The sequence below is a fragment of the Dyadobacter sp. OTU695 genome, from assembly GCF_038440355.1.
Taxonomy (GTDB): domain Bacteria; phylum Bacteroidota; class Bacteroidia; order Cytophagales; family Spirosomataceae; genus Dyadobacter.
Window position 1 is genome coordinate 40,163 of record NZ_JASATN010000022.1, and the last position, 23,686, is coordinate 63,848.

20 protein-coding genes are annotated in these 23,686 nt (G+C 50.2%); 9 read left to right on the forward strand and 11 right to left on the reverse strand.

The window, feature by feature from the left end:
* Window positions 1–128 precede the first annotated feature (128 nt).
* On the forward strand, window positions 129–2,183 hold the full coding sequence (locus AAHB90_RS27570) for a T9SS type A sorting domain-containing protein (RefSeq protein ID WP_342088481.1): 2,055 nt from the start codon (window positions 129–131) through the stop codon (window positions 2,181–2,183).
* A gap of 101 nt (window positions 2,184–2,284) precedes the next feature.
* Window positions 2,285–3,280, forward strand: coding sequence for a two-component regulator propeller domain-containing protein (locus AAHB90_RS27575; RefSeq protein WP_342088482.1), 996 nt, complete (start codon window positions 2,285–2,287; stop codon window positions 3,278–3,280).
* A 51-nt stretch (window positions 3,281–3,331) separates the two neighbouring features.
* On the opposite strand, the gene AAHB90_RS27580 is transcribed toward AAHB90_RS27575, so the two are convergent.
* The 6 genes from AAHB90_RS27580 to AAHB90_RS27605 all read right to left on the reverse strand — a co-directional run bounded on the left by AAHB90_RS27580 (window position 3,332) and on the right by AAHB90_RS27605 (window position 8,046).
* Entirely contained in the window at window positions 3,332–4,111 is a 780-nt protein-coding gene (locus AAHB90_RS27580) for a TIGR00266 family protein (protein ID WP_342088483.1), read from the reverse strand.
* Window positions 4,112–4,161: 50 nt separating this feature from the next.
* Window positions 4,162–4,416, reverse strand: a complete 255-nt coding sequence (locus AAHB90_RS27585) for a hypothetical protein (protein WP_342088484.1) — start codon at window positions 4,414–4,416, stop codon at window positions 4,162–4,164.
* Between the two features lie 107 nt (window positions 4,417–4,523).
* Window positions 4,524–6,074, reverse strand: coding sequence for a glutamate--tRNA ligase (gltX, locus tag AAHB90_RS27590; RefSeq protein WP_342088485.1), 1,551 nt, complete (start codon window positions 6,072–6,074; stop codon window positions 4,524–4,526).
* Window positions 6,075–6,242: 168 nt separating this feature from the next.
* Entirely contained in the window at window positions 6,243–6,611 is a 369-nt protein-coding gene (locus AAHB90_RS27595; protein WP_342088486.1) for a Rid family detoxifying hydrolase, read from the reverse strand.
* 53 nt (window positions 6,612–6,664) lie between these two features.
* The gene (locus AAHB90_RS27600) at window positions 6,665–7,183 is read right to left on the reverse strand and encodes an acyl-CoA thioesterase (protein ID WP_342088487.1); all 519 of its coding nucleotides are present in this window, start codon (window positions 7,181–7,183) and stop codon (window positions 6,665–6,667) included.
* Window positions 7,184–7,200: 17 nt separating this feature from the next.
* Entirely contained in the window at window positions 7,201–8,046 is an 846-nt protein-coding gene (locus tag AAHB90_RS27605) for an outer membrane beta-barrel protein (RefSeq protein WP_342088488.1), read from the reverse strand.
* Between the two features lie 446 nt (window positions 8,047–8,492).
* Here AAHB90_RS27605 and AAHB90_RS27610 point away from each other — a divergent pair, with 446 nt between their 5' ends.
* Entirely contained in the window at window positions 8,493–9,242 is a 750-nt protein-coding gene (locus AAHB90_RS27610) for a hypothetical protein (protein ID WP_342088489.1), read from the forward strand.
* Window positions 9,243–9,294: 52 nt separating this feature from the next.
* Complete coding sequence (locus tag AAHB90_RS27615) at window positions 9,295–10,365, forward strand: hypothetical protein (protein ID WP_342088490.1); 1,071 nt, start codon at window positions 9,295–9,297, stop codon at window positions 10,363–10,365.
* Window positions 10,366–10,428: 63 nt separating this feature from the next.
* On the opposite strand, the gene AAHB90_RS27620 is transcribed toward AAHB90_RS27615, so the two are convergent.
* The 3 genes from AAHB90_RS27620 to AAHB90_RS27630 form a co-directional block, all read right to left on the reverse strand.
* Complete coding sequence (locus tag AAHB90_RS27620; protein WP_342088491.1) at window positions 10,429–11,124, reverse strand: head GIN domain-containing protein; 696 nt, start codon at window positions 11,122–11,124, stop codon at window positions 10,429–10,431.
* 69 nt (window positions 11,125–11,193) lie between these two features.
* The gene (locus AAHB90_RS27625; protein ID WP_342088492.1) at window positions 11,194–13,725 is read right to left on the reverse strand and encodes a PspC domain-containing protein; all 2,532 of its coding nucleotides are present in this window, start codon (window positions 13,723–13,725) and stop codon (window positions 11,194–11,196) included.
* 31 nt (window positions 13,726–13,756) lie between these two features.
* Window positions 13,757–14,131, reverse strand: coding sequence for a PadR family transcriptional regulator (locus AAHB90_RS27630; RefSeq protein ID WP_090151757.1), 375 nt, complete (start codon window positions 14,129–14,131; stop codon window positions 13,757–13,759).
* Between the two features lie 264 nt (window positions 14,132–14,395).
* Here AAHB90_RS27630 and AAHB90_RS27635 point away from each other — a divergent pair, with 264 nt between their 5' ends.
* The 4 genes from AAHB90_RS27635 (at window position 14,396) to murA (ending at window position 19,877) form a co-directional block, all read left to right on the forward strand.
* Window positions 14,396–14,881, forward strand: a complete 486-nt coding sequence (locus tag AAHB90_RS27635; RefSeq protein ID WP_342088494.1) for a dihydrofolate reductase — start codon at window positions 14,396–14,398, stop codon at window positions 14,879–14,881.
* A 34-nt stretch (window positions 14,882–14,915) separates the two neighbouring features.
* Window positions 14,916–17,708: a C25 family cysteine peptidase gene (locus tag AAHB90_RS27640; RefSeq protein ID WP_342088495.1), complete on the forward strand. Its 2,793-nt coding sequence runs from the start codon at window positions 14,916–14,918 to the stop codon at window positions 17,706–17,708.
* Between the two features lie 92 nt (window positions 17,709–17,800).
* Entirely contained in the window at window positions 17,801–18,523 is a 723-nt protein-coding gene (locus tag AAHB90_RS27645; RefSeq protein WP_446717936.1) for a DUF4290 domain-containing protein, read from the forward strand.
* Window positions 18,524–18,569: 46 nt separating this feature from the next.
* On the forward strand, window positions 18,570–19,877 hold the full coding sequence (gene murA, locus AAHB90_RS27650; RefSeq protein WP_342088497.1) for a UDP-N-acetylglucosamine 1-carboxyvinyltransferase: 1,308 nt from the start codon (window positions 18,570–18,572) through the stop codon (window positions 19,875–19,877).
* A gap of 103 nt (window positions 19,878–19,980) precedes the next feature.
* Here murA and AAHB90_RS27655 read toward each other — a convergent pair whose 3' ends face one another.
* Complete coding sequence (locus AAHB90_RS27655) at window positions 19,981–20,841, reverse strand: 3-keto-disaccharide hydrolase (RefSeq protein ID WP_342088498.1); 861 nt, start codon at window positions 20,839–20,841, stop codon at window positions 19,981–19,983.
* Window positions 20,842–21,042: 201 nt separating this feature from the next.
* Between AAHB90_RS27655 and AAHB90_RS27660 the strand changes: the two genes are divergently transcribed.
* Window positions 21,043–22,371, forward strand: a complete 1,329-nt coding sequence (locus AAHB90_RS27660) for a cryptochrome/photolyase family protein (protein ID WP_342088500.1) — start codon at window positions 21,043–21,045, stop codon at window positions 22,369–22,371.
* On the opposite strand, the gene AAHB90_RS27665 is transcribed toward AAHB90_RS27660, so the two are convergent.
* The gene (locus AAHB90_RS27665; protein WP_342088501.1) at window positions 22,372–23,649 is read right to left on the reverse strand and encodes a M16 family metallopeptidase; all 1,278 of its coding nucleotides are present in this window, start codon (window positions 23,647–23,649) and stop codon (window positions 22,372–22,374) included.
* Between the last annotated feature and the right edge of the window lie 37 nt (window positions 23,650–23,686).

Genomic DNA, 23,686 nt, shown 5'->3' on the forward strand with positions numbered 1-23,686 from the left:
TTCTTATCTGCTTTATCAAAGCCGGCCTTCATCTGAGGGCCGGCTTTTTTCGTTCTTATAAGAGCATTCCGACCAGGAAGCCATTTTCTCTTATATTCACAAACAGAGATCATCAAAGCGTTTTGCAGATGTTAGAAAGGATTTGTCTTGCTGCCGGATGGCCTGCCTATGGCCGGATAGCCCTGCTTTGCCTGGTTACCGGTATCATGCAGGTAAATGCACAGTTGGTCATTACCAACCCTGTCCCGAATCAGGTCATGCAGCGAGATTCGTCGGGCACAGCCTCCATTTCCCTTACCGCTTACGCGCATTATCCCTATTCCCGCATCGATGCCTCTTTAATCCCCGTCGAGGGCAATACAAATGCCCGGCAGGACCAGCAATTTGATGCCAAACAGCTGACCCGGGGATTTCTTTATACTGCATTCAGCGCCGGCACCGGCTGGTATCGTCTCAAACTAACGGGAACAGCCGCCAACGGCATTACTGATTCAGCAGTGGTAGACCGTGTGGGTGTAGGTGAAGTGTTTCTCGTAGCGGGCAACTCCAATGCCATGGGCTTACCCGGCCTCGGCGCCAAAGACGCGTCTTCCAATGTGGTGTCTTACAATGCACTCAACAAAACCCTCAATAGCGAAAACATCACCGTAGCGCCCGACGGCCCGATGCCTGCTCCGCGATTTGAACCTCTCAAAAACAGCAGCTACATTTTTCCGAACGGCGAAACTTCGTGGTATTGGGGCGAATTGGGGGACTTATTATTCCAAAGATGGAAAACACCGGTGCTGTTTTTCAATACTGCCTGGGCAGCAGCTAATGCTGAAAACTACCGCGATGCAGCTTCGGGCAAAGACGCCTATAATTTATATGTTGGTAAATTTTGGCCCAACAGACAGCCGTACAGCAATATCGTCAACACGATGCGCTACCTGACTGCGCTGACGGGCGTCAGGGCGGTGCTGTGGTCGCACGGAGAAAACGATGCACAGCTCGGTTTTAACGAAACACAATATTTCGAAGGTATCCGAACACTCATTCAGAACAGTCGCAGGGATTCGGGCTATAACATTCCCTGGTACATCGCCCGCAATTCGGCCAGTAATCAGCAAAGAGATCCCTATCTCCCCGTATTGAATGCCCAAAACCGGCTGATAGCCCTGCGCGGTTTCAATACATTCCACGGCCCCTACCTCGACACCATTCAGATACCACGGCCCGTTTCCGCGCATTTCGAAAATGTACCTGGCGGGATTCAGGGGTTGACACTCGCAGCAGCGGCATGGAACAGAAGCCTGACCGATACAACTATTGCCAGGACTATTCCCTTGCAACCCGCATACACGTTACATACAGGCGTGACGCCCGCGCGTGCTTACCCGGGCGCCGCATTCGATCTGCCATTCATGGTTACCGGCAATGCACCCGCGGGATTGCAAATCGTGGCGGAACTGCTGGATGCCCAGGGGCAGTTCATCGCCAATGCAGGTACAGGCCATGGCAAGCCGCTTAAAATCCAGCTACCTGCCGACATCGCCGACGGGCCGTACCACATCCGGCTCACTGGATTCAACCCGATCCTGCCGGGCAGCGTATCCCAGCCGGTTTATGTGGAGCGCTCATCACGGACGATCGAATATGTCAATACCATCGGCCTCCGAAATGCTGGCGGTGCTATTTATCTGTCCTGGGTTGTGGCTCCCGCAACCGGGCTCGCATCTATGACCGTCCAGAAAACGACCGACGGCGTACAATACTCTGACCTTGAAACTCTCCCCGCCCCGGCCGCCGGCGAACCGGGGGTATTTGGTATTACAGATAATGATCCCGGCAACGGGACGATCTTTTACAGGATCAAAATGGGGTATACCAATGGCACCACTGCCCATTCCACCATCGTAACGTTATTCCGCGACGGTGCCCCCGCCCCATGGACTGTTTTCCCGAACCCCGTTACGCAACAGCAGTTTTACATTATGCCGTCCGACGAAGCGGCAAACGGGCAAACTGACATTAGTTGCCGCCTTTTCGAAGCGGCTGGTCGTGAGCATCCCATTCGAACATCGGGGCGAGACGCTGTCGGGTTGCTCTCTGTTCGCCCGCATTATACTTTACCAGCCGGAAAATATATCCTTCAAGTAACTTATGGCGGCCAAATCAAAGTACAGAGCGTTGTTTTTCATTAATGCAAAATATATCTTGCTAACAGTCAGCAAGTTCCAACCATACACTACTCCACTGTGTCCATAGGATAGTTCCACTTCCCGAAACCGCAAATTTCTATGCTATGAAAAAATTGCTACCTATTTTGCTTCTTTTGATCCTGGTTAATGCCTGCAAGAATGGCGACAACCCCGTCCCGCTGGAAATCTCGGATGCCAAACTTAAAGATTACCACGTCATTTCCATTGCCTTCGATGCGTCGGGTACCGCATGGCTTGGGACACTCAGCCAGGGACTTATCAGGCATAGCGGCACCAGCATAGCCGTTTTTGATTCCAGCAACTCCATTCTCAGCAAGGCGCCGATCTGGGACATCGAGGTTGACAAAAAAGGAAACGTCTGGCTCGGGACGGATGACCTCATCAAATATGACGGCTCGAAATTCACGCGCTATGGCTCCGGGCAATACAACCTGCCACGCAATGCGGTACGTTCGGTGGCTGTCGACGGCGCGAACAATGTCTGGTTTTCGGCCGGAGCATTTCGCCAAGGCGGGTTGGTGAAATATGACGGTAACCGGTTTACCGCTTTTACGCCTGAAAATTCCAAACTTCCTGGAAACCTCATTGCCGGCATTGCGATCGATCAGAAAAATACGGTGTGGGTTGCACTCAACGACGGCGTTACCGCTACGTCGATTGTACGCATTACCGGCGATAAATGGGATATTTTTGGAGAAAAAGAACTGGGATTCAATCCTTATTACTACGGCAATATCGTGGTCAATAAAGACAATGAACTGCTGGCCTCTATCAATTACGGGCTATCGAGCACCATTGTCCCGGGACGACCACAGATATTTAAATTCAATGGGCAGTCAAGCCAGGTGATCAATCTTCCGGAAGAGGGTACAAAAGTTTACATGACCCAGCAGGTCTTCTCCGACAAAGACAACCGGATTTGGGCTGCATTTTGGGACGATAAAGAATACGGCATTTTCCGCAACGGGAAATGGGAGATGAAAGACCTCGACGAAAGTGAAGGGATATTTGCGATAGGCCAAAGTCCTTCCGGTGAAATATGGTTGGGAGGCGGCAGAGGGGTTTATATTTTGAAATAAAAAAATGTCACCCTGAGCGGCCCGGGCCGCTCAGGGTGACATTGATATATATTAATCCTCGAAAAGGCTTCCCAACCCGCCGATCACCGAACCGCTTTCTTTCCTGGCATTAGGGCCGTGTGCAGAAAGCCGCTGAACCAGTTTGGAAATCGGCATCGACTGGATCCAGCAACGGCCGGTACCACGCAAAGTGGCCAGGAACATCCCTTCACCACCGAATACCATCGATTTCAGACCGCCCGAGCGCTGGATATCGAAGCTCAGCGATTGTTCGAACGCTACTACGCAACCCGTATCGACGCGCAGGGTTTCGTTGTTCAGCTGCTTCTCCATGACCACGCCGCCCGCATGCACGAAAGCCATCCCGTCGCCTTTCAGCTTTTGAAGTATAAAGCCTTCCCCGCCAAACAATCCCGATCCGAAACGCTGGTTGAAATGGATTTTCATGCTCGTGCCCATGGCCGCGCAGAGGAACCCGTCTTTCTGCACGATCAGCTCGTTGCCGTAGATTTTGGACAGGTCGATCGGCATCACAGTTCCCGGATAAGGCGCTGAAAACGCCACTTTCTTTTTACCGACACCCCTGTTGGTAAAATGGGTCATAAAGAGTGATTCGCCCGTGATCAAACGTGTTCCCGCCTGGAAAATCTTGCCCATAATGCTCTGGTTCGCTTCCGATCCGTCGCCCATTTTGGTTTCGAACTGAATGCCGTCTTCCATAAAAAGCATAGCGCCCGCTTCGGCGATCACGGTTTCGTTCGGATCCAGTTCAATTTCCACGACCTGGATGTCGTCGCCGATAATTTTGTAATCGATTTCGTGTGAGATCATTTTTTCGTAAAAGGTTTTATAGGTTGGTCAAAACGAACTGCGTGGACGGCCTATTCCTCCTCCTCTTCTTCCTCGGAAGTCTTTTTCTTCGATTTCCGGGTTTTTCGGCCCGGGATATCCTCCCGGTCACGGAGTTTTTTATCATCCACATTTTTATTCAAAAATTCATTGATACGGTCCATGTCAAAGCTCGTGGTGATCTCACCGAAAGAGTTGATCTGGATATCAAAACCTTCCAGGTCTTTGTGCACGCGCGGTTTCTCCGGTGCAGGCTTGGACGTTTCCGACTGTTTTTTCTTAGCCATGTGTTTGATGCCAGTGGGCCGCAGCGCGGTCCGTTTTTCACTTGTTACGAAAATATGCAATGATCCCCGCCGTACCAATGGTTTTTGATCCTACGGTTTACGCGGCCTTATGCCAGCCTGATTTGTGCTGACAAGCGGCTGAGCGCTGTTTCAAGCCTTTTGACGACCTCGTCCTTTCCAAGTATCTCCATGATGATCATCAAGTCAGGGCCGGCACCTGCGCCGGTCACCGCCAGGCGCAATGCCTGCATGATCTTGCCCATTTTGATCCCCGCCGCTTCCATGGTCGCCGAAAGGACTTCCTTGATATCGTGCGCGACGAAATTACCTTCAAAAGCTGCCAGCGTATCTTTGAAAGTGCCGATCGCATTCACAGCTTCCTCATTCCATTTCTTGATCACCACGTCCTGATCGTACGCTTCGGGCGCCGCAAATAAAAAGAGCGATTCGGAAACGATCTCCTTAACGAAATGCACGCGATCTTTCAGTAAATGCACGATCTGCGCGAGCTGATCCTGGTTTACATCAATTCCTTGCGCACCGTACAGCGGTTTCAACTGTTCGATAATGGCAGCCTCGTCCAGTTGTTTCAGATATTGCTGGTTGAACCAGTTTGCTTTCTGGATATCGAACCTCGCGCCCGCCTTATGCACGCGCTCGAAGCTGAATTGGGCTATGAGCTCGTCCATACTGAAAATTTCCTGCTCGGTACCTGCATTCCATCCCAGCAATGCGAGGAAATTGGCAGTTGCGCCCGGCAGATAGCCTTCTTCGCGGAAACCCCGTGCTTTATCGCCGGTATTAGGGTCGGTCCATTCCAATGGGAAGATCGGGAAACCGCCCAGATCGGCATCGCGTTTCGAGAGCTTGCCATTACCATCCGGTTTGAGGAGCAGCGGCAAATGTGCGAACTGCGGCATGGTGCTTTCCCAGCCTAAATAGCGGTATAACAGCACGTGCAGCGGAGCCGACGGCAGCCATTCTTCCCCGCGGATCACGTGGGTGATGCCCATCAGATGGTCGTCCACGATATTCGCCAAATGGTAGGTAGGCATTCCATCCGATTTCAAAAGCACCTTATCATCAATTTGCGACGAATGGACCACCACCCAGCCGCGTATCAAATCATTGAAACGGATGTCTTCCTTCGGACTGATCTTCATCCGGATCACATAAGGATCGCCGCTTTCCAACCGCGCTTTGGTTTCCTCGGCCGACAGCGTCAGCGAGTTCGTCATTTCCGTTCGGGTAATCGCATTGTATTGCACGGCAGCCACTTTCGCAGCTTCCAGGCGCTTACGCATATCGTCCAGCTGCTCGGGCGTATCGAAAGCATAATATGCCTTTCCTTCCTGAACGAGCCTTTCCGCATACTCGCGGTACATTTCTTTTCTTTCCGATTGCCGGTAAGGCGCATGCGGGCCGCCTTGCTGAGGGCCTTCGTCGATGCCGATACCCAACCATTCGAGCGCTTCCAGAATGTATGCCTCGGCTCCCGGAACGTATCGGTTCTGGTCGGTATCTTCGATGCGAAGCAGCATCTGGCCGCCTTGCTGGCGCGCAAACAGGTAATTATACAGGGCCGTACGCACACCGCCCGCATGCAGCGGACCGGTAGGACTAGGCGCAAATCGCACCCTGACAGGTTTGTTATTCATTTATTCTAAATTATTTACTAGTTCTATCGTATTGTCATTAATAGTCATTTGTTGTCAAGTATTGTCATTGATTGTCAGGCATTTTTATTAAACTCTCTCCTCTTAACACTTGACTTGCTGACCACGCTTGACCATATCTGACTACTTCCTGACCATACCTGACATTCGTTACTCCACCGCAATAACCGATATTTCAACGTTAACGTCTTTCGGCAGGCGTGCTACCTGTACCGTCTCGCGCGCGGGAGGTTCTTTGGAAAAAAAGCTGCCGTAGATTTCGTTGACAGAGGCGAAGTCGTTCATATCGCGGAGGAAAATGCTGGCTTTCACCACGTGCTGAAAGCCAAGGCCTGCCGCTCCCAGGATATGCCCGATATTTTGCATGACCACGCCGGTTTCTGCTTTAATGTCCCCGGATTTCGCCAGCTCCGCAGCGATTTGCCCTGAAACATAAACAGTACCATTTACTTTAACAGCCTGGCTGTAAGGACCAATGGGGGCCGGTGCTTTATCTGAAAATATGATTTGCTTGGGCATAAGTTACAAGAGTTTATGCCGCAAAATTACCAAATTATGCCGTGCATACCGCCTTATTCCACTTTAAAAAGCGCTTTCAGCTCCGTGGCTTCGGCCGCATTCAATCGTCCGGCCAGTACGAGGCGTAACTGGCGGCGGCGAAGAGCACTCAGGTACAACTCCTTTTCCTCGTCGGTTTCCGGTTCCAGGGGTGGAACTTCGATAGGCCTTCCGTTCTGGTCCACAGCCACAAAAGTATAAAAAGCACGGTTGGTGCTCACGCGCTGGCCAGCGGGAATGTCCTCTGCCCAAACTTCGAGAAACACTTCCATCGAGGAGTTGAATGCTCGGGTAACCTTGGCATGCATTGTCACGATGTTCCCCAAACGGATCGGCTCTGTAAACGATACATTATCCACCGACGCCGTTACCACGATGCGGTTGGAATGCTTTTGTGCCGAAATGGCCGCGCAAATATCCATCCAGTGCAGCAACCTTCCTCCCATCAGGTTATTCAGTGTATTCGTATCGTTGGGAAGCACCATTTCAGTCATGGTCACTTCGGATTGATGGGGCTTTTTCGGTTTCAGCATGTTGGTATTGAGATGATTTAAAACTTGGGACAGCGGGTCTTTTTCCGCTCGATTGCCTGGGCGCGGTTGCCGATCAGGTAAGTAGCCCGTACCTGCAAAAACAGATAGCTGTCCTTGCTTTTTGCACTTCCACGGTTCCATCCGGGCTGGCGCAATGGTTCACCGATCTCGGAAGAACGGTCGGATAACCGTCGTGCGAGGTCGCTGGGCAGCTGGTCGGGGTTGGGATAAACCGTGCTTACATCATCGAGATAATCGGATCGGACGAAGTTGTTGCAAAGCTCCACGCCGATACTCAGTCTTTCGGAAGTTTTATAGGAAACGCCTATTCCGGCGGTGAATACGAGTGGCAATCGTTTGTATTTCACGCCCTCTGTCGTAAGCGGCGCCAGACTGTACCAGGTACCGTCGAGCTTTGCTTTCGGGTTCAGGTACGTAACGCCCACTCCACCGAAAAGATAAGGGTTAATCCGCGCGTGCCGGTTATATGCGAATAGATCCGCCTGCAAACCCAGGTTAATGTCCGGGTTGAATGTCTTGAATGAAAGGTTATTCTGGTAATTTTTGGAGTACTTCTGATGCGCCGAAACCTGATAAAAACGCAGCTCTCCACGAGCGCTCACATGTTCCGTAAGCCGGTACAGCGCGCCCAACGATACCGAAGGCCCGAGTCCGAGGTGTTTGATATTCACGCCGTCGTTCAGGTCACCCATGTAATATGCCACACCTACCCCCGCCTGCACGCTCAATATTCCAAACGGGTCGGTATAGCGCCCGCCGAACCTGGAACGCCCCTGTCCCATCGCGAACTGATGAAATAAGCTCAGGACTAATGCAACGGATAGTAAATATTTTCGGCTCATTTGTGATGTCAGTAATGCGTGTTGAGTGATGCAAGTTGTAAAAGAAACTGATTTATCCCAAATTGTTAAAGTTATTCTGGGTTACTTGCAAAATCGCTTCTCAACCTTCTGAAATATCCTTCAAACTTAATCTGTTCAATCCCGTGCGCCTTTCTACTGCGTTCCTTGTTGCTCTTCTGATACTGGGTTCACTGATCTCCTGTTCTAAAAAGGATCCTGTCCCAGAGCAAACTTGCCTCTATGCTGGCAAAACCTCGACTATTATTTCCAGCACGTCCAAGATTGATTATGGCAATGAAATTGTATTGAATGACGCAAAACAGTTGGCATCAGCCCGAAAAATAGATAATTCCGAATTTTTTGACGGGTCAAATAACCGGCGGTGGAAGCGAACTATCACCACTAACTATACACCTCAATACGACACGCAGGGTTTTCTAACTCAAATGACTACTACCACAGTCAATTTATATGAAGGAACGAAAGGCTATTCGTATCAAGATAAGGGCCGGGAATACCTGACTTTCAAATCAGAAACCATAGAGACATCCGACTACCAATATGAATCGGGGCATTTAAAATCGGTTCTGACTAAAATCCTCCTTCGGACGCAAGGCGATAACGACACGCCGGTCGTAACGGAAAGCCAACAAACGAAGGCATACACGTACGACAGTCAAAACAATCCCTTATCAGCATTAACTTCCGCGCCGACCGGCACGATCATTTCGACTTTCAAGAACGGAATTATCTCTTCTGAAATCCGAAGAAATGCAGACGGTGTAGTTACTGCAGAATTCCTCTACAACGACAAAGGGCTTAGAACATCCATCAAGGACGGAAATTACCAGTACGAGTTCGAGTTCGACGCGAATGGCAATCGGAAGAGCGTCAAATTTACGCAAGGCCGCCAGCTAAATTATCTTCAGGAGTTCTCGTACGATGATCACGTCAACCCCGAGACCCACATTCCTGTAAAATTCAAGGGCATTCCCGAAGAAATCTGGACCGCTCAAACCTCCGAAGGCAGAAATAATCTGATAGCTGAGAAATTTACGAGTTACGCAGGAGGAAGTAACTATAACAGCGAATTCCTTTATCAATACAATGCAAACGGACTACCGGATTCCTGGTCACCCAAATCGGTTCCTGGCGGAGAAACAATGACCACCACCTTCCGCTACAAGTGCCAATAACAAACCTGTTGATCACCTCTGTGGTGAATGACGCTAACCCACTATTCATTCCATGCGTATTTCTCCAAAATCCCTCGTTCCAATTTTTTTCATCGCGTTTTTCATTTCCTGCTCTAAAAAGGATCATGAAACCAAACCAACCTGTGTTTATAGAGGGAAAACTGATTTGTATGCTTATACGGGAGGAATTGGTTCTAAGTCAACAGGCACCAGCGAGTTGGATTATGATGATCCTAAAATGCCCAGAAGCTTGACCAGGACATTCATTCGCGAAAGTACAGACGAAGTTACAAATGATGCTATAAGCAAAGTCACGGAAACCCTTCGCTTCACTTTCCAGTACGATATGGATGGCTTTCTAAAAACAATGGTGGCACATAGGAGTTACGAATTTTTAGGCTTCGGAAAAGCACATTATCAACACAATAACCAGGTATTTTCAAATTTTAAACTGGATGAAGTACGAACTTCAAATTTCAGCTATCAGGCGGGACGGGCGACATCGATATCAGCCAAAACGGTGACGACTACAAAGGGGGATAGCCAGCCACCGGTAGTCGTTGAATTAGAAGAGTCGAAGACTTACCAATATGACGAAAACGGCAAGGCAATGTCGGCGGCGACAATTTCAGCCGAAGGCAGCATTGCCTCCACGTTTGTGAACGGTGTCATCGCTAGCGAAATCCAGAAGAACAAAAACGGCGCAATCATTTCTGAAACCAAATACAATTCAATGGGTCTCAACTCAAGCATTACCTCAAACGGATCCACTTACGAAATGGGATGGGACACCAGAGGGAATTTGACAAGCGTGCAACTGAAGAATAACGGGAAGATAATTTACATTCAGGAATTCGGCTACGATGATTATGAAAATCCGGAAAACACAATCAACCAAATCTTCAAGGGTATTCCGGAAGCGATCAAAACGATCCAACTAACGGACGGCGTGAACAATCAGATCTCAGAAATTTCAACCAACGAAAAAGGGGAAGTCGCGTCTAAAATCAAGACTGTCTATCGATATAACAGCGCCGGCATGCCGGAATCGTCAATAATGAGCCGCATCGGGGATGCACCCGTTCAGCTCAAGACCACCTCCTTCCGCTACAAATGCCCCTAAACAAACAAGGCCCGCAATCGCAGGCCTTGTTTGTAGTTCGTGGTGAATATTAAATGATTGCCTTTAGTCTCTTTTGATCGAACTGGCACCGGAGGTGCTGGAATGGATGTCTTTCGCCCCGCCTGAGTAACGGATGCTGCTGGCTCCGCTTGCTTCTGCATTAACGGTATTACTCGCCAATATAGCTGCACTGCTGGCACCCGATGCGTCGATATTGACGGTTTTGGCTGAGAAATCGCGGCCTTTGAGCGACGATGCGCCTGACACGTCGCCGGTTAAAACGTCGCCTTCTCCGGTGAGCGTAAGCGACGATGCGCCGGAAAGATCGACGGTTACCTTTGGAGAAGCGACACTCATCGTAACGGCCGATGCTCCGGAAACCTCAATATCCATGCTTTTCACGCCGCTGAAACGGGCCACATTCGCTTTGGAAGCACCTGAAAAATCTACACCTTCGAGGGCTGGCATCGTAATACTGATTTCGACGGTCTTCCGGTTCCTGTTCCAGCCATTGTTTTTATAACCTAAATGCAGGGTACCGCTTTTCACTGCCGACTCCATATCGTCGAGATCCTCGGCACGGCCCGTTGCCGTTACACTGAAACTGCCTCCCTGCTTTACATCTATTTTGAAGGCACTGCCCATCGATAGCTTGTTGAAGCCCGACACGGAAAATTTACGGGTCTCCTGCGCCGATACCTGGCACGATAATGCGGTGATCAATAGGGCTGCAATAAGGAATAGTTGCGTTCTTTTCATGGTTCAATAAGTTAGATTTTCCGAAAAGATGAAAAGAATGCCGGCGACGTTGCACCGGCATTCGAAATATTACTGTACGTTGATGTTGCTCGCGCCGCTGGCGTGCTTATTCAGGTTGGGCACATGGCTCAGCTCAACTTTCGAGGCGCCGGAGGCATTTACGTCCGCATTCTGGATATTCATTTCCGTCGCGGTCAACTTGCAGGCACCGTGCGCGTCCAGCTTGGCCGACTTGGCCGAACCTCTCAGCGTGGCTTTCGATGCTCCGGAGACATTGACGGACAGTTGATCCACGAACACATTCAGCTCGGTTTTCGAAGCACCCGAAATATCCACATCCAGCTTCGGCAGGTCTTTGAACTCGGTTACCAGTGTTTTATTAGCTCCGGAAAGCGATAGATTTTCAATCGCCGGCATTGTAATTACCAGGCCAACGCGCTCCCATTTTTCATGGTCGAAGAGGTTAAACTCCCGGTTACGCTTCACACGCAGCACGCCTTCTTCCACCACTACCCTGATATCGTCGATATTCTCCTGATTATCCGAATCGGCCGTTACACTATATTCGGTACCCTGACGGATGATGATCGAATAGGCTCCGCCGATATCCACTTTTTTGAAATCCGAAACGGGGAATTGTTTGCTGTAATTGCCACGCTCACCCAGTTCCAGGTCGCTGTTATCATTGTATTCGAAGGAATAGCCGTCCTGATCGCCTTCGTTCTTCTCACTGCGGATGTATTTCAAAGGGATGTTGGTACAAACCAGTCCCGAATCGCGGCGCATGACCCATATCAGCTTATTCCAGGTAATGTCGTCGGCCTCGCGCAGATCATATTTTTTAATGTTCTGCTGATTTACGTCCCAATCATTCAACTGGTGGTAAAAATCACGTTTCATTACAAAAGGCTTGTCATAAGGCACACTCACCGTCAGGTCTATCTGCTGGTCGCGGAATCGCGAGCGGCTTGAAAGCGTCGGGCCTTCTGTAAGGACCAGAACCGAGTCGCGGAACTGCGGATCATATTTAATTTCCCGTGCATTTTTCTGAGCATCCTCGCGGGACCGGCCTTTTGCATGGAGCGTCTTTTCAACCTTAATGCTGTCAGCTGCATTTAGTCCGGCCAGTTGTACATCTACATCAATATTTTCTTCATCATATACATAATTATAATCCAGAGTCAGCGTCCCGCGCGGCGCGGCATAATATTTGGTTTCGGTCACTTCGCCTCTCTTAGCAAAATTTCGCTGATAGTTAACCCCGCCGACACTGGCCCCGATGATGCCCACGATCCAGAGACCAAGCAATGTGAGCCATACGCTTCCTCCTACAATCTTTTTATTGGAGATTAATGTAAGTCCCAGCAAAAGGAAGGTCACCAAAGGAATAGCCGCCACCAATATTCCCGACAGGATCAATATTTCGGGTAATTCCTGGTAAATCAGCATCGGGATAGGCAGGTCATCAAACACGCCCGCGCTGGTAAGGCCCAGCGCTATGCCGGCTGCGATTACGATCCCTAACAACCCGAGTGCCGACATACCGATCAGAAATGCGCCGATAAGCACCCTTAAAATAGGCCCGAGTCCTTTCAGTAACTTACCCAGCGCCGCCACAACCAACCCGATGGCGCGAAAAGGAAGTAGCAATATTTTGGTAGCAATGTGCTCTTCTCCCCCTCTTTCTTCCAAATTGAGGCTCTGCTTGATGTTCGACTCAATATTGGAGAGGGTAATAGGCTCCCCCTGCATTTCCATTTTTTCGGTGAGTGTATTGGCATTCGGCGCGATCACCCACAACACGATGTAGATCAGAAAACCGGTTCCGAACAGCAGGATCGACAATACCCAAAGAAAACGCACCACGCCAAGGTCCACTCCGAAATAGGAAGCCACACCGGCCGCCACACCACCCACGACTTTGCGGTCCGGGTCACGGTAGAACTTCTTGATATGAGCATCTTCCTCCAAAGTGGTCGACCCCGGGAATGCGACCCACATCGCAATATAAACCAGCACCATAAAGCCCGAGATCGGCCCGAAAACCTCCTCTGCATTCATGTCGAGCATTCCAGAGCCTGCCGGCAAGCCGATCACCGCGAACAGAAACGCAAGCCTTACCCAGATAGCATCAACTGTAAAGTAATGCGCCAGACCGGCTGCCACGCCCCCAAGCAATTTTCTGCGAAGGTCGCGGTAAAGTTTTTTGGGCCCGATAGGTTTCACCGGCTCCGTTTTGGGCGCGCTGTGAGAAGAATGTGCTTCCTGTTTCGGTGCAGATGTTTTTGCGGAAGCCGTTTCCAGCGGGTCGGCCAGGATATCCTCCGCCTGTTCGATCGCCTCGAAATCGGCCACGGTACCCATCGCCGCGATCAGCTCGTCGACGTCCGACAGCGAGATCACCTGCTTGTTCTCCACTTTTTGTTTGTTCAAAAAGCGCTCTGCAATCCTGCCCTCAATGTCTGAAAGGATCTCTTTGCTATCCGCGAACGAAGAAAAATACTTCTGGATAGAGGCGAGATACCCTTTCAGTTTCTCGTAGCCATCCTCCTCGATGTGGAAGATTATACCGCCAATATTTATGCTGATTGTCTTTTTCATGATTGAAATAATCGAATGTCTCTTAGAGTGATCAGTTAGGGTCAGGAAGATTGCTTGAAGCCGTTTTGCTCAACTCCTCTGTGCGTTTAATCACGGTTTGCACCGAGTCAGCGAGCTCAAACCAAGTAGCCTGCATCGCGTCCAGGAAGACCTTCCCCTCATCCGTCAAAACATAGTATTTCCTTGGAGGGCCCGAAGACGACTCCACCCATTTATAATCCAGCCAGCCTGAGTTCTTTAACCTGGTAAGAAGAGGGTATAATGTTCCTTCCACCACCATGATGTGAGCGGACGTCAGTTCATCCAACATATCCGAAGCATACACTTCGCCCCGGGATATGATGTGCAGGATGCAGAATTCCAAAATTCCCTTCCGCATCTGCACTTGGGCATTTTCAATATTCATGTGGTTTCATGAGTTAATTTTAAATGAATATGTTCATGGCTAATAGATAGAATTCAAACTTCTAACAATACAAAGGTATACACAGGTACTTTGTGATGCAAGGTACCATGTTAAAAAGATCCTCTTGTTAGGATGAATGGTTAATTTAATGTGCCGATCGGTTGAAAATCATTTTGGCACTAAAAGCATTATTATTCTGAGTATCCGCCGGAGGAATCCATCGGCCAAAACCTGACAATGTTGAGCACAAAACCACAACTTTACATGATCGCTGCAATGAGCGAAAACCATGTGATCGGACTGAACAACAGCCTTCCCTGGCACTTGCCCGATGAATGGGCGCATTTTCGGAAGGTCACTGCCGGCAAGGCATTTATCATGGGCAGAAAAAGCTTCGAAGCTCCGGACGCGCTGCACTCGGAATACCGGAATGTGATCATTACCTCCAACCCACCGGCCAACGCTGAGCCACATACGGAATATGCCAAAGATATTTCCGGAGCGATCGCGTTACTTTCCGGCGAAACGAGCGTATTCGTATTAGGCGGCGCGAGTATTTTCCAGCAAATGCTTCCGCTGGCTGACAGAATGTATCTGACCATTGTACACGCACAAATCGAAGGCGATGCGTATTTCCCGGCATTCGACCCCGACGACTGGCAACTTGCGAGTTCAGAATTTCATGGTACCGATGACGATCATGCCTATTCGTTTTCCATGAACTTGTATATCCGGAAGCAGCCGAGGTAAGCCCAACCGTCCTTGTGCGTCAAAATTTAATAAGATGACAAGGACATCGGCACACTCCCTACCGATCCTTTTTTGTATTGTCTGCTGCGTTAATGGCTATGCGCAAAAACACTACGGCAACGAATGGATCGATTACAAGCAAACCTATCTGCGCATTCCCGTCGCAGAAACCGGCATTTACAAAATCACCGCCGCCGAACTCGTGCGCGAAGGAATTCCCGTCGATTCGATATGGGCATCGGGCTTGCAACTGTTCGCACACGGCGGCGAAGTGCCTATCGAGGTTTTAAGTGAATCATCTGGCAGGCTAGGCCGCGATGGATACATTTTGTTTTCAGGCAAAAAGAATGACGACTACCCGGACACCGTGCTTTACACGAAGCCCGATGCAATGCCGCACCATTACTATAACCTTTACTCGGATACCACCGCCTACTTTCTGACCTGGCGAAACGGCCAGCGTGGATTAAGGACCAGGTTCCCTGCTGCCGGTACAGTTACCGACAGTGCGGTATTTCATTGGGAAGAAGCTTTGCTGCTATTCACCTCCCATTACCTGCCCGGAAGGTTTTTCCCACCCGAAACCGACTATGAAACCGGTTCCTTATTGACTACCTACGACGAGGGTGAAGGCTGGACCGGGCCGGAAGTAACCGGGCAAGCTCCCTTTAAAATTGCATTTAAAACCAAGCAGCTCTTTAAAAAAGAGCGATCAGCCATTGACTGCGAAATACGCATGGCAGGTTGGTCTCCTGGTAAGCATTCATTTGCATTATGGCTTGGTAGCGACCAAAATTTAAAGAGAAAATTAGCTGAATCAAGTGTTACGGGGCGTGAACCAAAGTCCATCAAGTTTCAAATACAAATGGAGGATTTTGACGAAACAGGCTTGCTGGCATTAACAGTATTACCCATCGGTTCCGCAGGACACATTTCCGTCTCGTATGCACGTATGCGCTATCCGCAGGCAGGTCCGCGCGTTGCGCCCGAGTCCCTGAGAATCCCGCCTCCCCGTGTAGTGAATTTTACCCTGATCGATCCCGAAACAGAATACCTCATCATCACACACCCACTCATGCGGGTACCGCCGGCCGGGAGCGGGACAGACGCGATCAGGGCATATGAACACTATCGCGCCTCTGTTGTCGGCGGAGGGTATAATACGCAAGTCGTTTTTACCTATGAGCTGTACGACCAATTCAATGCAGGGCAACCTGGTCCGCAAGGCATACGCAATGCGATCCGCTGGGCGCACGATAAGGGGCATCTGAAATTCGTATTGTTGGCAGGGAGGTCTGTTGACCCTCAGAAAGCAAGAAAAACAAGGGATTCGTGGTCAAGCGACATGGTACCCAATGCGGGCTGGCCAGGTTCCGACGTCGCACTGGCGACCGAACGAGGCTATTGGAATCCCCTTGTTCCGATCGGCCGCATTAATGCATTAAATTCCCGGCAACTGCTCGATTACCTCCGCAAAGTACAGGCCATGGAAGCAGAACCGCCCGGAGCTGCCTGGCGAAAGCGTGTATTGCACCTGAGCGGCGGGAGATCGCGCGACGAGCTAAATGTGTTCCGATCTTATGTTCAATCATTTGCAAGAAAACTAGAAAAGACATCCCCCGCACCCAAAGTAACCACGATCTCGAAGCTCACCGATAATGCGGTTGAAGCTGCTAATATTGATAAACAGATCAACGAAGGTGTAGCGCTTCTTACCGTGTTTGGCCATTCCTCGGTTGACATTACCGACATCGACATTGGCCGCGCAAGCGACCCGGCGAAGAATTATCAGAACCATCCCCGCTATCCGGCGATCATCGTGAACGGGTGTGCGGCGGGTAGCATTTTCTATTCGACCCGGACGTTGAGCAGCGACTGGATTTTTACGCCCGAAAGCGGAGCGGTACTCTTTCTGGCCCATACTTTTAATGCTCCGTCGACCGCATTGAAACGTTACACCGAGATATTCTATGAAGTCCTGGCCGATTCCGCATTCACGCACGAGCCGTTTGGCACGATCCAGCGGGAAGCGATCCGGCGAAACCTGTCGCGAAACCCCGGCATTCAGGATAGCATTACCGTCCAGCAAATGACATTACACGGCGACCCGGCCATCCGCATTTTCCCGGCCGCACGCGACGCCTACCCCATCGATAGCGAACAGGTGGCAACCGACCTACCGCCGCTGATGCAGGTTTCAGTCGATGGAAGGCAACTTATGAATGGAGACATCATTTCCGGGAAACCCGTTATCCGGATTCGTATTTTTGACGACGCGCTCCCGAATCTCAGCAACGACACAACATTGATCGCCGTTTGGCAAAAAGAACAATGCAACGGATGCACCGATACCCGGGTGCCGTTACGAAATGCGACTGGAAAAAATGTGGACGGAAAATTTTATGAAATCATTCTTGAATATGCATTTGAGCCCGGCAAATACCTGCTCACCATCCAGTGCCGCGACAAAGCAGGGCATTCGGCGCCTCCTTACCAGATTCATTTTGAAGTAACTGACCAAAGCGGACCGATTGAAGCGAGCGTTTCGCCGAATCCTTCCGGGCAATGGTTCAGGTTTATTATTCAAAACCAGGGGACTTCCGCTACCGAGCTGGAACTGACTATCCGGAATCCGCTGGGAACGAAGGTATTTCGGAAACTGTTGCATTGTTACGCCGGGCTAAATGAATGGTTCTGGAATCCGGCAGTTTCCTCCGCCGGGCTTCCGGCGGGAGTGTATCATTACACGATCAATCGCGCAGAAGGCAGCTTCGCTCCTGCGTTTCCCTTCGAAGGTGTGCGGGGACATTTGCTTTACACGCCCTGAGCCAGCGCCGCAGAATGCCTGTTTTACCGCTGTACCTCATTTTGTTTCCACAAAAACTTATTATTTTTGTCCATTATATAAAAGATATCCCATTGAAAGAATACGGAAGTAACGTACAAAAACTGGCCGATCACATCGTCACGATCGAGGATAAGGCTAAGCGCACACTTTACGCGCATATCCTGGTCGAGCTTATGCGTCAGATACATCCCAACATGCGGGATAACCAGGACTACACCAACAAGTTATGGGACGACCTGTACATTATTTCCGGTTTCGAGTTGGATGTCGACAGTCCTTTTCCGCCGCCATCCAAAGAAGCGCTGGGCAAAAAGCCACTCCGGGTTGAGTATAACCAGCAAAACCTGACATTCCGCCACTACGGCCGCAATATCGATCTGCTTCTGGAAAAGGCTTCGCAGACAGAAAATCCGGAAGACCGTCTCGCATTTGTTTCCTATATTTTCCGACTGATGCGTTCATTCTTCAACGCATGGAACAAGGATAATCCGGAAGACAGCGTTCTGCTCATCCAGCTGGAACAACTCAGCAAAGGCCGTTTGCAAGAAGAAATCGACTATATCCGCAAATCTGGGCCGATTGATGCGGCGCCGAAAGACCGCAACAACAATCAGGAGCGCAACCGCGTAAACCAGATGGGCGGAAATAACTTCAAACCGCAGCCCAGCCACAATTCCGACAGACAAGGCAGCAACCAGGGCAACCAGAACCGGAACCGGAACAACAAATTCTCGAACCGGAACAACAACAATAACAACAACCGGAATAACAACCGCAAAAAACCTGGAATCTAACATCCAGGTTTCATTTTATACAGTCTCAATTGCCCAAAATCTTTCTATGGCATCATTCAAAATTACCGGGGATCGACGTCTCAAGGGTGAAATCGTGCCGCAAGGCGCCAAAAACGAAGCGTTACAGATTATCTGCGCCGTACTCCTGACCAAAGAGCCGGTTACGATCCACAACATCCCGAATATCCGCGACGTAAACCAGCTGATCAACCTCCTGGGCGATCTGGGCGTACGCCGCACGCGTCTGAGTGAAACTTCCATCCGTTTCGAAGCCGACGATATCAACCTCGATTACCTCGAATCGGATTCCTTCCGCCAGAAAGCTGCCGCATTGCGCGGCTCGGTAATGCTGCTAGGGCCTATGCTGGCTCGTTTCCGCAAAGGACGCATTCCCCGCCCGGGTGGAGACAAAATCGGCCGGAGAAGACTGGATACCCACTTTCTGGGTTTTGAGAAACTGGGCGCGGAGTTCAGTTATGACGGAGAAGATGGCGGGTTCTACCGGGTCGATGCCGCCAATCTGAAAGGTACTTATATGCTTTTGGACGAGGCTTCGGTAACGGGTACTGCCAACGTTTTGATGGCGGCGGTAATGGCCGAAGGCACGACTACCATTTACAACGCGGCCTGTGAGCCTTATTTGCAGCAGCTTTGTAAAATGCTGAACCGAATGGGCGCCAAAATATCGGGTATTGCTTCCAATATGCTGATTGTGGAAGGCGTAACGGAACTGAAAGGAACCGAGCACACGATGCTGCCGGATATGATCGAAATCGGCAGCTTCATCGGACTGGCGGCTATGACGCAATCCGAGATCACTATCAAAGACTGCCAAATTCCGGAGCTGGGCATTATTCCCGACGTTTTCAAAAGATTAGGTATTCAAATGGAATTCCGTGGTGATGATATCTTCATCCCGGCCCAGGAGCGCTACCGCATCGAAAACTACCTCGACGGCTCTACACTTTCTGTTGCCGATGCTCCATGGCCCGGCTTTACGCCCGACTTGCTGAGTATCGTGCTCGTTACGGCTACACAAGCCCAGGGAACGGTTCTTATCCACCAGAAAATGTTCGAAAGCCGTCTGTTTTTCGTGGATAAACTGATCGAAATGGGCGCGCAGATCATTCTCTGCGATCCGCACCGCGCTACGGTGATCGGACATAACCGCGAGACCCAGCTTCGCGGCATTCGCATGACATCACCCGACATCCGTGCCGGGGTTGCATTGCTCATCGCGGCGATGTCCGCCAAAGGTGTAAGTATTATCGACAATATCGAGCAAATCGACCGCGGATACCAGAACATCGACACACGTCTGAATGCGATCGGCGCGGAGATTGTGCGATTGTAACTCAAATGTCACCCTGAGCGCAGTCGAAGGGTAGTTGCGTGATGCCCATACGCGGCTACGGTAAGGATTGCCTTCGACTCCGTTCAGACTGACAATCTGCTAATTACTTCTTCTTTCCGTAGGTACACAAGCTATTGTCGGCCTTCACATAGTACGACTTGTAATTGGTCGCTTTGGGATCCATACAGCCTTTCAAATCCAATATCTCCACTTTTCTGAACTCCACCGGGTGGCTTTCGCTTTGCAGCGAGATCGACCCGTGATCGAGCAGTTTCCCGGCGATCATCAGCGACGGGTCATGGCCGCTTACATTGCCACCGCCCAGTTGTGGTTTGTTGTATTCCAGAACCATTTCCCCGTTAGCAAAATGCTGGATCAGCGAATCGCCCAATACTAGCACTTCGGCCCGCACCCACTGGTCGCCATTGTAAGTTTTGGACTTGGAGTTGATGCAATGCTGCGTAACCAGCTTACCATCAATTACTACATTGGTACCCGGCGTACAAAGATTGCAGGTCGTGCGGGTCTTTTCGTTTCCACCCAAAAGCTGCACCTCGATCGACGCAGGAAAGTCCTGATTTTTACCCATTGTGGCAGCCGGTTGTCCGTGTACCATGATACCACTGTTGCGCCATGCCCAGCCTTCGCCTTTGGGTGCCTGCTCGCCTACGAAGCGGTATTCAACGGCAATGCGGTAATAGGAGAAATCCCCCTTATAAAAGATGTGGCCGTATTTCTGCGCGAAATCGTCGTATTGATCGTAGCGTACCACCATTTTGCCATCCTCCACACGGAAAGTATTGTTGTAGTTATCGTTCAGGTCGTAGCCGCGGATTTTGATATCCCAGCCGTCTAGATTTTTTCCGTTGAAGAGCTGCTTCCATTCCTGTTTGCCGGCATCATTCTTTTGGCCAAAAACCATAAGGCACACCATGCTGAATAGGATCGTGAGTTGTAATTTCATGAATACTGGTTAAGTTAAGATTGATTGCGCCTTGACTCGGTTGCGGCGTCGGGCACCTGTAAATATACGATTTGAAAAACCATACTCGTGCGGAGGCAATGATTAAAAACCTTGTCCTGCCACAGGTTTCCTGATCCAAAAACAGACTTACTTCGTAGTTAATTTGTATTAATAATCCCTTATCCCGATCACAAGAGTTATATGAGCCTGAAAACGAAAGACAAAATCGCGATATTCTGGTTTCGTCGCGATCTTCGCTTGCAAGACAATGCAGGGCTCTATTATGCATTGCGCTCCGGTTACCCGGTCGTCCCGCTCTTCATTTTCGACCGGAATATCCTCGATGATCTCGAAGAGAAGAAGGACCCTCGCCTGACTTTTATATATGAGGCCATTTTAAAGATGCGGGAAGAGTTAAAGCAAAAAGAAGCGGATATGCTCGTTGAATACGGATTCCCATCAAAAATCTGGGAGAAGCTTGTAGATGAATATGACATTGCAGAAGTATATACCAACACCGACTACGAGCCCTATGCGACCGATCGGGACAAGCAAGTTTACCGGATTCTGAAGAAAAAGGGGATTGTTTTCAAAACCTGCAAAGACCAGGTTATTTTTGAGAAACAGGAAATACTGACATCACAGGGAACGCCGTACACCGTTTTTACTCCTTACAGCCGGGTTTGGAAAGAAAATCTCAACGATTTTTATCTCAAATCTTATCCTACGAAAAAGTATTTCAGGCATTTCTACAAATGGCACGGCGCAGCATTACCTGCATTGAAGGATATGGGGTTTGAAAAGGTCGACTATGAATTTCCTTCCGACCGCATCGACGATGCTTTGCTGAAAGATTATGCAACGGACCGCGATTTCCCCGCCAAAGAAGCCACAAGCCGCATCGGCATTCACCTGCGCTTCGGCACGGTGAGCATACGCGAGCTGGCAAGCCAGGCCCGCGGGCATAGCGATACCTTCCTGAACGAATTGATCTGGCGGGATTTTTATCAGCAAATCCTGTTCAATTTCCCGCACGTAGGCAAAGGCGAGGCCTTCCGGAAGGCTTACGACTTTATCAAATGGCGTTACGACGAGGCCGATTTCCGGAAATGGTGCGAGGGAAAAACAGGCTATCCGCTTGTGGACGCCGGAATGCGCCAGCTCAATGCGATCGGCTTCATGCACAACCGTGTGCGGATGGTCACTGCCAGTTTCCTTTCCAAACATCTACTGATCGACTGGCGCTGGGGGGAGGCTTATTTTGCCCGAAAACTGTTGGACTACGACCTGGCAGCCAACAATGGCGGTTGGCAATGGGCTGCGGGTTCAGGCACGGATGCAGCGCCGTATTTCAGGATATTCAACCCGGCATCGCAGGCGGAGAAGTTCGACCCGAAAATGGAATATGTTAAAAAATGGGTACCGGAGTATGGCACTGATGAATATCCGGCGCCAATGGTCGACCATAAAGAAGCCCGGGAGCGCTGCCTGAAAGCCTATAAGGACGCCCTTGATAAGGCTAACCAGTAACTATTTACCACCGGCAACGACCGTCACCATATCGTCAGCACTCAGGTAATTATTGGCCATTTCCATCACATCCTCGGCAGTTGTTGCGTGAATGCGGTCGATATACTGGTTGAAGAAATCGGCCGGCAAACTGTCCAGCAACAGTATCTTCCGTCGATCAGCCACTTCGAATGCGGTATTCAGAGAGCCGGCAAACTCGCCGGCCATAAAGCTTTTGACGGTCTGCAATTCTTCGGCACCAACCAGCTCGGTTTGCAACCGGACTATTTCTTTTTTGATCTCGTCGATGGTCTGTTGGGTAAATTCCTTCTTCACATCCGTACCGATCATCAGGTAACCCTCGTTACGCAACGTCACCACGTGCGAGGAGATCCCGTAAGTAAGCCCCTTTTCCTCGCGGATATTTCTCATTAGCCGCGACCCGAAATAACCGCCCAGGATTTCATTGGTAACCAGCATCTTGAAATAGTCGGGATGGTGACGGTTAAAAAGAACACGTCCCATTCTGATCGAGGATTGAACACTTTCAGGCCGCTCCACGATCGTCTCTTCGCCCTGGTAGGGCTCGGAAGCCTGGAACGAAAATTCACCCGGCTCTATATGGAAAGAATTTTGTCCTAACGTCGCATTCACATGTTGCACATCGGCGTCGGTAATCTGTCCGGCGAGCACTGCTGTAAATTTGCCATTCCGGATAAACCGTTCATAATGCGCCCTCACAGCGTCAAGATCCAATGCTTCGATTTCTTCTGCATTCTGGCTTTGCCCGTAAGGATGGCCTGCTCCGAACAACCGCGCCCTGAACTCCGTGGTGGCCAGGTATGCGGTCTTTTCCCTGTTCACTTTCAGATTCTGGACCGTGATATTTTTCAGTTCCTGAAACTCTTTCTCCGGAAACGTAGCATTGCGGATCAGCTTCTGAACCAATGGCAGTACCTCCGGCAGGAAGCGCGACAAGCAGTACACCACTATGCCAACGCGGTCCGACGTATGGGTTAGTTCTGTGAACGCTCCAACCCGATCGAATGCCTCGCTGATTTCCTGCGACGTCATCCCCCCGGCACCTTCCATCAGCATTTTAACCGCAAAATACGACGCCGCCGGCTCGCTCTCATACCAGTTGCCTGCTTCGAAAATACATTCGAGACGTACCACTGGCTGCTCTCCGATATTGATCACGTGTAATGCGATCCCGTTATCGAGCGTGTGGGTTTGAGGGCCGGGCAAATTGACGGTTTGAATGACTTTGAAATCAGGGGCAATAGTACGGTCCAGCATGGGCAGCGATGAGTATAAAAAAACGAATGACGTTGCA

Excerpts from the sequence above, each read along its gene's own strand:
- AAHB90_RS27570 (WP_342088481.1), top strand. The coding sequence starts at position 129 with ATGTTAGAAAGGATTTGTCTTGCTGCCGGATGGCCTGCCTATGGCCGG.
- AAHB90_RS27575 (WP_342088482.1), top strand. The coding sequence starts at position 2,285 with ATGAAAAAATTGCTACCTATTTTGCTTCTTTTGATCCTGGTTAATGCC.
- AAHB90_RS27580 (WP_342088483.1), bottom strand. The coding sequence starts at position 4,111 with ATGATCTCACACGAAATCGATTACAAAATTATCGGCGACGACATCCAG.
- AAHB90_RS27585 (WP_342088484.1), bottom strand. The coding sequence starts at position 4,416 with ATGGCTAAGAAAAAACAGTCGGAAACGTCCAAGCCTGCACCGGAGAAA.
- gltX (WP_342088485.1), bottom strand. The coding sequence starts at position 6,074 with ATGAATAACAAACCTGTCAGGGTGCGATTTGCGCCTAGTCCTACCGGT.
- AAHB90_RS27595 (WP_342088486.1), bottom strand. The coding sequence starts at position 6,611 with ATGCCCAAGCAAATCATATTTTCAGATAAAGCACCGGCCCCCATTGGT.
- AAHB90_RS27600 (WP_342088487.1), bottom strand. The coding sequence starts at position 7,183 with ATGCTGAAACCGAAAAAGCCCCATCAATCCGAAGTGACCATGACTGAA.
- AAHB90_RS27605 (WP_342088488.1), bottom strand. The coding sequence starts at position 8,046 with ATGAGCCGAAAATATTTACTATCCGTTGCATTAGTCCTGAGCTTATTT.
- AAHB90_RS27610 (WP_342088489.1), top strand. The coding sequence starts at position 8,493 with ATGACTACTACCACAGTCAATTTATATGAAGGAACGAAAGGCTATTCG.
- AAHB90_RS27615 (WP_342088490.1), top strand. The coding sequence starts at position 9,295 with ATGCGTATTTCTCCAAAATCCCTCGTTCCAATTTTTTTCATCGCGTTT.
- AAHB90_RS27620 (WP_342088491.1), bottom strand. The coding sequence starts at position 11,124 with ATGAAAAGAACGCAACTATTCCTTATTGCAGCCCTATTGATCACCGCA.
- AAHB90_RS27625 (WP_342088492.1), bottom strand. The coding sequence starts at position 13,725 with ATGAAAAAGACAATCAGCATAAATATTGGCGGTATAATCTTCCACATC.
- AAHB90_RS27630 (WP_090151757.1), bottom strand. The coding sequence starts at position 14,131 with ATGAATATTGAAAATGCCCAAGTGCAGATGCGGAAGGGAATTTTGGAA.
- AAHB90_RS27635 (WP_342088494.1), top strand. The coding sequence starts at position 14,396 with ATGATCGCTGCAATGAGCGAAAACCATGTGATCGGACTGAACAACAGC.
- AAHB90_RS27640 (WP_342088495.1), top strand. The coding sequence starts at position 14,916 with ATGACAAGGACATCGGCACACTCCCTACCGATCCTTTTTTGTATTGTC.
- murA (WP_342088497.1), top strand. The coding sequence starts at position 18,570 with ATGGCATCATTCAAAATTACCGGGGATCGACGTCTCAAGGGTGAAATC.
- AAHB90_RS27655 (WP_342088498.1), bottom strand. The coding sequence starts at position 20,841 with ATGAAATTACAACTCACGATCCTATTCAGCATGGTGTGCCTTATGGTT.
- AAHB90_RS27660 (WP_342088500.1), top strand. The coding sequence starts at position 21,043 with ATGAGCCTGAAAACGAAAGACAAAATCGCGATATTCTGGTTTCGTCGC.
- AAHB90_RS27665 (WP_342088501.1), bottom strand. The coding sequence starts at position 23,649 with ATGCTGGACCGTACTATTGCCCCTGATTTCAAAGTCATTCAAACCGTC.